This window comes from Candidatus Hodarchaeum mangrovi (assembly GCF_975850365.1).
On sequence record NZ_CDLCQJ010000074.1, the window covers coordinates 1 to 12,265 of the forward strand.

At 32.6% G+C, this 12,265-nt stretch carries 13 protein-coding genes; 9 read left to right on the forward strand and 4 right to left on the reverse strand.

Annotation, left to right across the window (positions count from 1 at the left end):
• On the forward strand, positions 1 to 1,083 hold a 1,083-nt coding region (rocD, locus tag ACWVCY_RS07175), incomplete at its 5' end, for an ornithine--oxo-acid transaminase (RefSeq protein WP_455141558.1).
• 20 nt (positions 1,084 to 1,103) lie between these two features.
• On the opposite strand, the gene ACWVCY_RS07180 is transcribed toward rocD, so the two are convergent.
• Positions 1,104 to 1,751 carry a hypothetical protein gene (locus ACWVCY_RS07180; RefSeq protein WP_455141560.1) on the reverse strand — a complete coding sequence of 216 codons (648 nt, stop codon included), beginning with the start codon at positions 1,749 to 1,751 and terminating at the stop codon, positions 1,104 to 1,106.
• Positions 1,752 to 1,913: 162 nt separating this feature from the next.
• Between ACWVCY_RS07180 and dut the strand changes: the two genes are divergently transcribed.
• Entirely contained in the window at positions 1,914 to 2,333 is a 420-nt protein-coding gene (dut, locus tag ACWVCY_RS07185; RefSeq protein ID WP_455141562.1) for a dUTP diphosphatase, read from the forward strand.
• 8 nt (positions 2,334 to 2,341) lie between these two features.
• Here dut and ACWVCY_RS07190 read toward each other — a convergent pair whose 3' ends face one another.
• Positions 2,342 to 2,629, reverse strand: a complete 288-nt coding sequence (locus ACWVCY_RS07190) for a transcriptional regulator (RefSeq protein WP_455141564.1) — start codon at positions 2,627 to 2,629, stop codon at positions 2,342 to 2,344.
• 234 nt (positions 2,630 to 2,863) lie between these two features.
• On the opposite strand from ACWVCY_RS07190, the gene ACWVCY_RS07195 reads away from it, so the two are divergent.
• From ACWVCY_RS07195 to ACWVCY_RS07205, 3 genes are all read left to right on the forward strand, one after another.
• A complete protein-coding gene (locus tag ACWVCY_RS07195) occupies positions 2,864 to 4,225 on the forward strand; it encodes a hypothetical protein (protein WP_455141565.1) in 1,362 nt (453 codons plus the stop codon).
• A 178-nt stretch (positions 4,226 to 4,403) separates the two neighbouring features.
• Positions 4,404 to 5,828 carry an MFS transporter gene (locus tag ACWVCY_RS07200; protein WP_455141567.1) on the forward strand — a complete coding sequence of 475 codons (1,425 nt, stop codon included), beginning with the start codon at positions 4,404 to 4,406 and terminating at the stop codon, positions 5,826 to 5,828.
• 387 nt (positions 5,829 to 6,215) lie between these two features.
• A complete protein-coding gene (locus ACWVCY_RS07205) occupies positions 6,216 to 6,827 on the forward strand; it encodes a Rab family GTPase (protein ID WP_455141568.1) in 612 nt (203 codons plus the stop codon).
• Between the two features lie 15 nt (positions 6,828 to 6,842).
• Here ACWVCY_RS07205 and ACWVCY_RS07210 read toward each other — a convergent pair whose 3' ends face one another.
• Positions 6,843 to 7,550 (reverse strand): glycosyltransferase, encoded by a 708-nt coding sequence (locus tag ACWVCY_RS07210; protein WP_455141570.1) that lies wholly within the window; start codon positions 7,548 to 7,550, stop codon positions 6,843 to 6,845.
• 124 nt (positions 7,551 to 7,674) lie between these two features.
• Here ACWVCY_RS07210 and ACWVCY_RS07215 point away from each other — a divergent pair, with 124 nt between their 5' ends.
• Genes ACWVCY_RS07215 through ACWVCY_RS07230 form a run of 4 tightly spaced genes read left to right on the forward strand, consistent with a single transcriptional unit; the run spans position 7,675 to position 10,593 of the window.
• The gene (locus ACWVCY_RS07215; RefSeq protein WP_455141571.1) at positions 7,675 to 8,100 is read left to right on the forward strand and encodes a hypothetical protein; all 426 of its coding nucleotides are present in this window, start codon (positions 7,675 to 7,677) and stop codon (positions 8,098 to 8,100) included.
• The gene (locus ACWVCY_RS07220) at positions 8,093 to 9,433 is read left to right on the forward strand and encodes a hypothetical protein (protein WP_455141573.1); all 1,341 of its coding nucleotides are present in this window, start codon (positions 8,093 to 8,095) and stop codon (positions 9,431 to 9,433) included. The genes ACWVCY_RS07215 and ACWVCY_RS07220 overlap by 8 nt, the downstream gene beginning before the upstream one ends.
• A 52-nt stretch (positions 9,434 to 9,485) precedes the next feature.
• Complete coding sequence (locus ACWVCY_RS07225) at positions 9,486 to 10,001, forward strand: Rab family GTPase (RefSeq protein ID WP_455141575.1); 516 nt, start codon at positions 9,486 to 9,488, stop codon at positions 9,999 to 10,001.
• 31 nt (positions 10,002 to 10,032) lie between these two features.
• Entirely contained in the window at positions 10,033 to 10,593 is a 561-nt protein-coding gene (locus ACWVCY_RS07230; protein WP_455141577.1) for a Rab family GTPase, read from the forward strand.
• Between the two features lie 9 nt (positions 10,594 to 10,602).
• Here the strand turns inward: ACWVCY_RS07230 and ACWVCY_RS07235 are convergent, their stop codons facing one another.
• Positions 10,603 to 12,087, reverse strand: a complete 1,485-nt coding sequence (locus ACWVCY_RS07235; RefSeq protein WP_455141579.1) for an MFS transporter — start codon at positions 12,085 to 12,087, stop codon at positions 10,603 to 10,605.
• Positions 12,088 to 12,265 lie beyond the last annotated feature (178 nt).

Consider the following 12,265-nt stretch of genomic DNA (forward strand, 5'->3'; position numbering starts at 1 on the left):
AAAAAATATCTTGATTGTCTTTCTGCTTACTCTGCGGTTAATCAGGGTCATCTTCATCCTAAAATTGTCAAAGCCTTAACTGATCAATTATCCCGTGTCGCTCTTACTTCTCGTGCTTTTCATAATGATCGTATGGGTCTCTATCTTAAGCGTCTTTTAGCGGTTTGTGGTGAAGGTTTTGATATGGCTTTGCCTATGAATACGGGGGCTGAGGCGGTTGAAACTGCTATTAAGATGGCCCGTCGATGGGGTTATGAAATTAAGGGGGTTGAGAAGGACAAAGCTGAAATCATTGTTTGTAATGATAACTTTCATGGTCGCACCACTACTATTGTTGGTTTTTCTACTGATCCTGATGCCTTTACTAATTATGGTCCTTATTCTCCTGGTTTTAAATTAATCCCTTTTAATGATATTTCCGCTCTTGAACAAGCTATTACCAAGAATACTGTGGCTTTTCTCGTGGAGCCTATTCAAGGTGAAGCAGGGGTAATTGTTCCTTCTCTAGGTTATTTAAAGAAAATCAGGGAAATTTGTACTCAAAATAATATTTTATTGATTTTAGATGAAATTCAAACTGGTTTCTGTCGTACAGGTAAAATGTTTTGTCATCAACATGAGGGGATTGTGCCCGATGTGATGACTTTAGGAAAAGCATTGGGAGGTGGTCTTCTTCCAGTTTCGGCAGTTGTTTCCCGAAAAGAAATAATGAAAGTTTTTACTCCTGGAAGCCATGGTTCAACTTTTGGTGGATTTCCACTAGCCTGTGCTGTCGGAGAAGCAGCTTTAGAAGTTTTAATTGAGGAAAAACTAGCTGACAGAGCTTTACAACTGGGAGAATTTTTTATTTCAGAACTTAAAAAAATCAAGCACCCCCGAATAAAAGAAATTAGGGGTAAAGGTCTGTTGGTTGCGGTCGAATTGCAAGAAAAATCACGACCTTTTACCGAACAATTAATTAAACGGGGTATTTTAGCTAAAGAAACGCATGATTATACAATTCGATTTGCCCCTCCGCTTGTAGTTCAAAAAGAAGATCTTGCTTGGGCTCTTGAACATATAAAGGAAGTTTTAGGCTCATAGGCTGGACGAATATTTAGATCCTACCATTGATAGATTACTAAAAGAAGTATAGCCAATAAACTGGCTAGTATTCCATTGAAAAATAACCACCAGCGTGAAACATTTAAGGAAAAAGTCCTTCTAGATTCCCATTTACTTCCTTTCTTTTCACTTTTCACCTTCATTTTATAGGGAAGATGAATTAAGTAAGTCCCTTTAAGAGCTTTAATCGTTTCTACACCTGTAAGTCCCGAAAGAAATCCTTTTAACAACAACGCTGTAGTATGAGTAATTCCTCCTTTCTTCATCTCTTTTTCAGGATTAATATTTGGAAATAGATCGAGTAAAAGATGAGAAGAAAATCCGAATAGAAGGGGCGAAAAGATTAATGTCAAGAATAGACTAGGATCATCAGGAGTAAGAAATTTCTGAACTATAAATGCGCCTGTAATAAAAAGAGGTATTAATATGGAATGTGTGATTATGTCACGATGTTGTAACCAATTTAATAATAAATCCCAATCAGGAGCCTCAGATCCAATTAATGTTAATAAAAAAGCTGTAATTAGTAACACAGGAGTTAGTTCAGGTAAATTAAAAAAGTTAGAGTTATCGAATAACCAGTATATTAAGATATAGACCAAAAATACAGGAATAGATGCAAATAAATGCCATTTTCGTGAAGCCAATTTCAAATCACTTCTTGTTACTAAGTAAATTCAAGTGGAATGTATTACTCTTTAATTAATTTCTCAAGTATCACTAAATCGGAAAGGCTCCTTCAAAATTATTTTAAATAATAAAAAAAGGATTTCAAAATAATGAATGAAATCAAATAAGGATGACAACTCATGGAAATTAAGATCAAAAAAATACATCCAAACGCCAAAATACCTACTAAACACGACCAAAATGACGCAGGATATGATATATATTCAGTTGAAAGCAAAACAATTCAGCCAAAAGAAACAGTTGTTGTGCATACAGGTATTTGTATGGAAATTAAGCAAGGTTATTATGGACAAATTGAAACACGAAGTTCAATGGCTATAAGGGGTATTTTCACCACTGGTGGAGTAGTAGACGCAGGATACCGCAATGAGATCCTTATCATTCTAAATAATATAACAAATTCTTCATATTCAGTCAATATTGGGGATAGAATTGCTCAAATCATTTTTCATAAAGTTAATTTTTTCAATTTAAGCGAAGTTAAATCTCTAGATATTGATTCGGATAGAAAAGGAGGGTTTGGGAGTAGTGGGGAATAAATTTAGGATCAAGCAAGGGTTATCCGAAAATTTTGAGGATCTATCCGCTCTGAATGACATTTTGGGCACTTATGTGGATCAGAGATTCTTGTTCTCCCGATGAAGATATAATTACAAGCTTTGCATTTAGCAGGTTGAACCTCAATTTGTTTGCCCTCTGATCGAATTGTTTTTCTCACAGAATCTAGATCTTGAGTAACAGTCTTTACTGGAAGATTTAATATATCAGCCATTTCTTTAATAGACATGGAATGTTCTTCTAACATTTGGATAATTAGTTCTCTTCTCGTTTTCAAGGTTTTATCCTCCATTGAATATTTAACATCGTTTAAAAGAAATATTTTTAATCTAAGAGATTTTAGGTTCTTAGCGGCTTCAATGAAGCATATTATTCTTACTCGTAAAACGCTTTTTAGTAGGTTAATTTTTTGATTTATATAGTGGATAAATCCCTGAATTCCCTTAAAGCAAGATTTGTAATACATTTTCTAATTTCTTAAGATTACGAAAGTGAATTAAAAGAGTTTTGAATGGTTCTGACTATGCTTGAAACAATTGTTATTGGCATTGCATTATTTATCATCTTTTATATTATATTTTTTTGGTTTTATTCAACAGTTAAATCTGAAAAAGATTTTGCAAACCAGGTTTATTGGTATTTGGTAAGGCGTTATAAAGAAACAACAATTGTAGATTATGGAGGGATTTCAACTGACCCTATAATTCAATGCAGAAATGCAGGACCTTTTAATATAATCGAAGTGAAAGTTGTTACTGACAAAAGCAAAAATAAAATTGATCAAGATATAATAATTAGGGGAGAGGTAGATGGAACTAAATATCAGAGAGGATCTTATCCTTCTACAAATCTCAATCTACATCTTGCAAGTAGTTATGTTGGTTATACAAATAAAATCCCATTAGGAGCCGGTATGGAGGATTTTGATCAGAGGTTCCTCATCTTATCCGATGATCATATTTTCAACAGTCAATTACTTTATAAAACTCATTTGAGTGATTTAATGATGAAAACATTTGATTTAGAGGGATATAGTATCAGGTGGGAATTAGATGGAACCCCAACAATACAAATTCGGATGGAAACTATGAGCTCGAATAGTTTCATGCAAGCTTTTAACATTTTACTCGGAACTGTAGGATTATTAACTGAAAAAGGGTTTATTTCTAGACTAGATTCAGGTATCCAATTAAAAGAGGTTAAAATTCCCACCTCAAAAGAATTACCTGTATATGAGGATAAAAAAATTGTTATTCCATCAGCAAAATGGGATGTATCGGATGACAAACAGACAAAATATTCCCAAACTAGTATAGAAAGGCAATTGATTACCAATTCTATACCTTCTCATAATGAATCTCAGAGTTATACCGTTAATAATAAGTTAAGCGAATCTTTATCGATAGAAAAAACGCATAGAGAATTATTTAACTCTCTTAAATATCAAGCAAAGGATATTATCTATGAAGAAAATCAAGTAAGAGTATTAGGATATTCAAGTACGGTTAAGGAATTTATTTTCACCTTTCCAGGATTTGATACAATTCAGATAAATGCATTATCAAATCGACCTCCTACTCAATCATTCGAATTAAAGATTGATTTAAATCAACGTCAAAAAAGCAGGAACTGGAGTGATCCATGGTCTGGTATAGAAATTAAAGGATCTCCAGAGCTTCTTGAAAAACTTCGGATACGATCAAGTATAGCAAATCGAATACAAGAGTTTGAAAAGCTTTCCATTAAAGTCCAAGGATTGGCACATCAAAATGTTGATTTTGTATTAACTATTCCACGTAATAAAGAAGGAGTAAACGGTGGGTACTCTATTCTAAAGGATCTTATTTGGTTTATAGAAATGAGTTCCTTTTAAGTAATTAATCGTAACCTAACAAAAGTAAAATTCTTAAACTTCTCTAATTTCGTCTTTTGTCTTCCAATTGAAACTGTTTTGAATTTTTAAAGGATAAGTTAAATCTTTAGAATTCTTAATAATGTTTACTTTTGGTGTAAATAGATTAATTTACTTTTAGTTATTTGGTGAATAGAATTTGAACAATAATGTAACAGTGAGAGATACAGGATCTTTACGTTATACTTTACTCATTGGATTAGGTTTCATGACTACTGGATTAAGTTGGAGCATGTATAATACTTATGTACCATATATGTTAGAGACAACTTGGTTTCTAAAAGGTCAAACTTACTTCCTCCTCCCAGCTCTTCTTATTATTGGCTTTATTATGACTTTAGACAATATAGCAGCATGGATTATTCAGCCTTGGATAGGAGCAAGAAGTGATAATACATGGTATCCTCGTTGGGGTCGTAGAATGCCCTATTTATTAGTTGGTATCCCTATTTCTGCGTTAGCTTTTATATTAATCCCAATATTCTGGTGGTTTTTTCCAGGAGAAGAATTTTCTCTAGTATTGGGCTCACTACTTCCACTTTTCCTATTCATGATCGTGATTAATATTTTTAATATCTTTATGGCATTTTATCGATCTCCTGTTGTTGCTTTAATGCCTGATTTAATCCCCCCGAGAGACCGAACTAAAGCCAATGGAGCAATAAATTTGATGGGAGGATTGGGATCAGTAATTGCTTTTTTTGGTGGTCGTATTATTGTTGGAATTGGTCGTTCAATTGGTGATCCAAATGGAACAAATCAGCTTCTAGGAGATCAAGTTGGGTTTTCTTTTGGATTCTTTGTAACAGCAATAATTATGGTATTAGCTTTGATCCTCTTACGACTGACAATTCATGAACCGAAAACTCCTTTTGAACATGAAATTAAGGAAGAAGTGAAACTAGCCAAGGCCTTTAATGAGGTTTTTTCTTCACAAGATAAATCTGGTGTTTTTATTCTGCTTGCTATTTTCCTTTGGTTCACAGGATATCAAGCAATGGAAACATTTTTCTCTTTGTATGGTGTTTATACTTTAGGGTTTGAAAATGTTGAAGATGTAGCGTTCTATTTAAACGCATTTGCTATTCCTTTTTTATTGGCTGCAGTACCAGCTGGTTTAATTGCCAATCGTTTCGGTAGAGCCAATACAATTAAAGTTGGATTGATTGGAATCCTTTTAGCTTTATCTCCTATCGCTTTACTTCCAATGAGGGATATTGCATTAACTAATCAAAATTCTGCCCTTTTTATCATAATCATTTGTCTAGCTATTGGAGGTACTAGCTGGGCTTTAGTAAATATCAATTCTATTGTAATAGTTTGGGAAATAGGTGGTGAAAAGCGAGGTGCATACACAGGACTTTATTATTTCTTCTCAATGATGGCAGCTGTACTTGGACCGCCTCTTGTTGGATTGTTATTGACTATCACGAATAGTTTAATAGGCGGACCTGGTCGTGAAATGGATAATTTGTTTCTAGTTTCAATAATATTCCTGTTCCTTGCATTTCTAGCCATGTTTAAAGTGAAAGCTGGTGAACTTGGACAACAATTAAAGAAATAGATTAATAATTTATTATGATGAAAAAAGTTTTATTCTCCTCTCCTTCATTATATATATAACTATTAAAAAGGAAATTTATCTTAAAAATTATATTACAAATAACCCTTTCTACAGTAAAACTTCATTAAAGATAAATCTATTAAGATTCAATGTGTGTTGTTTAGCTAATATTACAGGTTATTAAGTAAATTTATGTATTTCAAATAAACTATATTTAAATATAAAAGAGATTGTGTGTTGTTTAAGCCTTTAATAAAGATAAATTCGGATTTGACTAAATTTTTTCGAAGAAATTCACTAGAGAAAAGAGCAAACTCTCTAGGAAGTTTTATTAAAATGTCCAACATAGATTAAATAAGTAGTAACTAGAATTAAGAGAGGAATTCCTTGACAGTTTTAAAAATTGTTCTCATTGGTGATGGGGGCGTAGGAAAGACAGCCATTCGGGAAAGATATCTTGGAAAGGGATTCAAAGCACAATATCTTCTTACTATCGGCGCAGATTTTGCAATGCGTGATGATCAAGCGAGTGGTATGCCAATTAGATATCAAATTTGGGACTTGGCAGGTCAACAGCGGTTTGATGCCGTACGTGAAGTATATTACAAGGGATGTGTTGGAGCGTTATTAGTTTATGATGTAACACGCCCTGATTCATATTTTAATACCCCAAAATGGATTAATGAGCTATGGACCAATAATGGTCGTGGGAGAGTACCTCTTGTAGTTGTTGCAAATAAGATAGACATGCGTGAACTATCTGATGATACTGTTTCAGAAGAACAAGGAAGAATTTTTACAGATCGATTAAGCAAACTTACTAAGCCTGAAGGATTTATCTGTAACTACATTGAAACATCTGCCAAAACAGGAGTGAATATTCAAAAGGCATTTACTTTACTTGGGGATAATATCATGAAATTTGTGGATAATCAAAGAAAAACTAGCCGTGCTACAAGTAGATTATCGACCACTTCTCCACAACAACGTCAAATCTAATATTTCAGTTTAATTTTAGAACAAAGATCGGAAAAATATTCTAATTTGTTTCATCCCAATTTTTGATTCTCCAAATTTTCTAACATTAAATACATAAGAGAATTCACCTATTGGTGTGTCTCCAGGAAGAACTTTTAATAGGTCGAAAAGCAATTTATATCCTCTAGGGGAGATAGTCTGAGGATGATTATTTATTAAATTACTAATGAATAATGTTTCTCCTCCAAAATAACCACTCATTATATCTCTCGGTCGTTGACGTCGCCTGAAAAATAGAGAAAGTTTTCCAAGTGTTGTAGCTCCCCAAGATATTATTTTTCGTTTTAAACTCCATCCTTCAACGCTAGACCGAGTTCCAATAACAAGTTTGTTTCCTGCTATTAATAATTTAAACCCTTCAGCGATTTTATCTGGTGGATGCTGAAAATCACAATCAAGAATAAAAAAGTATTTTGTTTTTACCTCTTTTAAAGCATCAACCACCGAAATCGTTAAACCCTTGATTAGTTTATCTTTTCGATTAAGTAAATAAATGGATGGATTTTTTCTATTCCATTCAGCTACAATCTCTACAGTTCCATCCGTTGACCCGTCATCAGCTACTATGATCGATATTGGAGGGTAAAATTTAAGCAATTGCTCTATTAATCTTCCAATATTAGTACTTTCATTTAATGTTGGTGTGATAACCGTTAATTCGGATAATGAAGATAAGTTATTCATAAATAAGAATAATAAAATTGTTATATTTAGACCTTTTTACAATATCTCATAAATAGCATTCTTTAAGAGTTAGATCCATATTTTTTAGCTAAATAATTTTTAGTTTTGGTTTTTGGGATTTTTTATGAGTTTGAAAGAACTTCTAGAGAAGTTTGCCACAGGATTTTCTGTAAAAGGAATTTATCTTCAAACATCTCAAGAATTAATACCAATTGTTCAGGAATCATCAGAACTTTTATTAATGCTTAAAAGACACCCGAATTTACCTGATGGTATTATAAATCTTTTATATGAAGAACAAGAAATTGGAACTCTTGTAGAAACTCTTGAAAATGACATTAAACTCATAATATTAACAGATTCTAAGCATATTCAAGAAGTTTCAGCAAATTGGAAACGTTTTACCCCAATAATTAAAAAACAAATGGATATTGAGCAGTTCTTGAACCAAGAAAGTGTTGAAACACGTTTAATCAATCGTTTAGAAGATATTAGGATATCGATTGAGAAATCCACAAGCATACTCAAGGAGAAAATTAATCATGGCTGAAATACCACCAGCAGCAGCAGAAGAAGAAGAATTAAAACTAGCTAAACGTATATTTGACTTAAATAAGATAATTGAAGAGAATTCTTCCTTATTAATGAATTTAAAAGCAGAGCTATCAGAAATCAGAACTGATCATCAAAAATGGATTAAAAAAATTGAAGATTTGGATATAAGACTGGATTCAAAGTTTTCTGAAATAACACATGAATTTAATGAAATAAATAACAATTACTCTATTGAAACTAGAAGAATTGAAGAGAAAATCAATACCAAAGTTCTAGAACTAGAACCAAAAATCCAAGAACTTTCTGAAAAAGCATCAAATAATTATTCGGAAATTTCTGAAAGGATTACAGCAATTCAAGAAGAGTTAAATAAAAAAGTAACTTCCGATACTTTTGAAGACATAAAAAATGGATTTTCAGAAAGAATAAATGATCTAAATCAAAAAATTGAAGCCTTAGAGAACAATCTAAACTTTAAATACAATACTATAGAAACTGTAATAGGGGAAAAAGAACAAAAAATAATATCATCCTATGATGAGAAATTCCTTGGGATTCGGAAGGATTTTGATGAAGAAAATTCAAAAATCTCAAATGAATTGAATTTGGTCTCTGAAACACTGCAGATGTTGGTTGAATCAGTTCAAAATATCAATAAAGTAAATGAAAATCATAATGATGTTCTGGATTCATATCAATCTGCATTTTCTGATCTTAAAGATACTATTAAGGAAATCATTAGTATTTCAAAAGAAGATCAAAAGGAACTTTTTGATAGTTTTTCTACTATCTTGGAGAGTAATAATGAAGATATAAGAACTGAAATAACAGTTACGACACAAACACTTCTAGATAGTGATAAAAATATTATCGACAAATCTAAAGAACTTTTTATGCAGAAAAAATCAGGTGATGAACTTAAACAAACAATAATTGAATTAACAGGAGAAATACGGTCAGAATCTCAAAAAACTCGTGATGATCTCTTGAAAGGTCTTCAATCTAATGTCGAGGAGTATGAAAAAGTGATTACAGAACAAAATATAAACATCAAATCCTTTCAAGAGGAATTAGAGCTATTCAAAAAAGAAATACATGCAATAATTGATCGAAAGGTAAATGAAAAATATGAAGTTGTTTACAAGCTTCTAGGAAGAGTATTAACACTCTCTGAAGAGCATGCACTTCTATTGAAAGCATCAGAGATAAAATTACCTTTAAAATCGAAAAGATTACCAGAAATCACTACTAACCTTTCACAAAGCGAAGATGAAGCTTCCTCTTCTGACTCCTTAGAGGATGAGGATGAAAAAGAAAAAGGAATATAAAGAAGGAATAGTATGTAACGTTATTTGAGACAAACGCGAAGGGAAATTAATATTGTCATTAGATAGCCCATTAAAAATTGTTATTGCAGGAGAAAAGCATGTGGGAAAGTCTTCTCTTGTACATAGGTTTATTTATGAACAATTTCCCTTAAAAGGGCTCTATTCCACGGTAGGATTCGATTTTACGCTAAAGACTATCATTCTTGATAACAATACAAATGTAGTTATTCATATTTATGATTTTGGAGGAGAACCACGATTTAGGATGATTTTTCCTCAATATGCTTCAGATTGTGATGGACTTATTCTAGCTTTTGATCCAACGCGAGAAGAGACATTTAATGCTTTGAATGAATGGATTGAAGTTTACGGTCGTAAAGAGGAGACTATTAATTTCTTAATATCAACAAAAGCTGATTTAGGAATTTCTACCTCCCCATTAAAAATAAATGACTTCAGAAACAAGCATAATATTTCAAGGTACTTTCAAACAAGTGCTGTGACGGGTGAGAATACGCAAGAATTATTTAAAATAATAGCAGGAGAAATAATTCAGAAGAAATTATAAAAACTAAGTTATCATGGGACAGGTTTTTCGAATGGGTGAATCAAAGTTCTTTGTAGACTCGAATATTCTAACTGTAAAAGTCATTGTAGCTGGACCTGGAGGGGTAGGTAAAACAACATTACTAAAACGCTATGAAACAAATAATTACATCCCTGCAATTTCAACAATAGGGATTAACTTCCTAGTAAGAGATATTGAAGTAGGGGATTCAATTTTACGTATAGCTTATTGGGATTATGCAGGAGAGGATAGATTCAAAATATTGTTTCCAGGTTATTGTCAAGGTTCATCGGGTGCAATATTAGCATTTGATACCTCTCGAATGCAAACTTTATCAGAACTTCCTGAATGGTTAAAAGTGATCCGAACACATAATGATCCAGAAATCCCTATAATCCTGCTAGGAAATAAGATCGATGCAATTTCCGAGGAAAAAAGGGATTTAGCTAGAGAATCTGCAAATATCTTTGCTAAAGAATTTCAATTATCAGGATATTATTTCTGTTCTGCAAAAGAAGGAGATGGTATTGAAGCTCCCTTCTCTCACCTAGGTATATTAATAAGTGAAAGAAATAAAAAGAGAAGGAAATAATTTCTCTTTTTATAATATTGAATCCACAAAGCTATCGATCTTTTTCTCAAAGAAACCTTTTGTCGCTAGATAACGATGATAGAACTTTTGATATTCCTCCTTCATCATCTTCTCATAAGAAATTAAGAATAACAATCCTGTCGCAATTAATGAGGAGATGGTTGCTAATAAAAATAGAATAGCGGTTGCAGAATATTCCCATGAGCTAAACGTTGAAATTATCATTCCACCAAGAATAGAAACTATTGGTTGAGTCCAAGTAGATCCAAATTTATTTATTCCCATGAATTGAGCCTCTTTCCCCTCTGGTACTAAATCTGCTGGTAAAGAGACTCTTACCGATTCAATAAAGACAGCTCCTAGCCCTCCAAGAGCTGCAATGGGGATTAAAAAACCATAATAATCGCCAATCTCCATTCCACTCATTAAAAGGGCAAAAAAAGCATATATAATTGATCCAACAATAGCAGTCCTTACTTTTCCAAATTTCTGAATAAAAAAGCCAGCAGGAATCGCCATAATAACAGAGACAATGCCTGTTACCATTAACACTGCAGGTACTTCTTCAGGTAAGATTCCCATGGGAGTTGTTAAATGGATCACCAAATAAATAGCAATAATTTCACTTGAGAATCCCCAAAACGATTGTACAAAAAACATTTTCCCAAAATCGGATCCAGAAATATTCAAAAGATAATTGGGAGTTTGAAGAATATCTGTAACGGGGGAATCAATAGGAGGAAAAGGAGGATTTGCTTTTTCGACTAGAAAGAAGATTAAGATCCCAACAACAGTAATAATAAGGGCTGGAAATAAAAAAAACCCTACTTCAATCAAGATACTTAGACTAAACAACGTTGCAAGTTCTAAAAGGAAATTCGAAATAGGGGAAAAAAATAGCAGGCCAATCATACTACCTAGTGTAGTAAAACCAGCTAATATTAAACCAACCCATCCTCGCTGTTCCTTCGTAAATAGTTCAGAAAGTAATGCCCCATAAGGAGAAGAAGCCAATCCTAAACCAACATAAATTAAGAAAAAACAAACTGGGAAGAGTACAACCATCAACTCACCAGGTGCTCCACCAGCAAAAATTGGAGTCATAATTAGCATAAATCCGGCTATCAAACATCCACTTAAAATATAAGGAGCTCGTGCCCCATATTTTGATCGATAGTCGTCTGAAAAGGCCCCACCTATAATAACAGTTATAAGATAAGCAATAGAACCAGCAGCAACTGAAAATGAGAAAATTGTGTCAGCAGTTTCATTTGTAATAGTGTGTTCAAGATCAACTAAATATCCATGCAAGTAAGAGAGATTAAAATGAGTAATAATGAAATTTACAATAATTGCATTTGCCATAGCAAAAAGTCCAAGTGCGATAATATTTCGATATTTTTGTATTGCTTCTCGTTCCTCTCGCAGCTCTCTTGTTGTTAAAAATTTAAATTTTCCTCTTATTTTTTGCCTATGTTCTGATCCAGTTGCCAATTTTGATCACTCATCTTTTATTTAGCGAATGGATTTGCTTAAATTATCAAAGTACTTTACTTTTTTTTCTCTCAAAACTTGCCTTTTTAACTTTTAACTGCTCAATTAAACATACAACCACTATAAATATGTATAGTTTCAATTTAGTCTTTTTGGTATTTAAATCGTGAATCTAGCA

Bases quoted from the DNA above. Each gene is read 5' to 3' on its own strand.
- ACWVCY_RS07220 (WP_455141573.1), top strand. From the start codon at position 8,093: ATGGCTGAAATACCACCAGCAGCAGCAGAAGAAGAAGAATTAAAACTA.
- ACWVCY_RS07230 (WP_455141577.1), top strand. From the start codon at position 10,033: ATGGGTGAATCAAAGTTCTTTGTAGACTCGAATATTCTAACTGTAAAA.
- ACWVCY_RS07210 (WP_455141570.1), bottom strand. From the start codon at position 7,550: ATGAATAACTTATCTTCATTATCCGAATTAACGGTTATCACACCAACA.
- dut (WP_455141562.1), top strand. From the start codon at position 1,914: ATGGAAATTAAGATCAAAAAAATACATCCAAACGCCAAAATACCTACT.
- ACWVCY_RS07215 (WP_455141571.1), top strand. From the start codon at position 7,675: ATGAGTTTGAAAGAACTTCTAGAGAAGTTTGCCACAGGATTTTCTGTA.
- ACWVCY_RS07195 (WP_455141565.1), top strand. From the start codon at position 2,864: ATGGTTCTGACTATGCTTGAAACAATTGTTATTGGCATTGCATTATTT.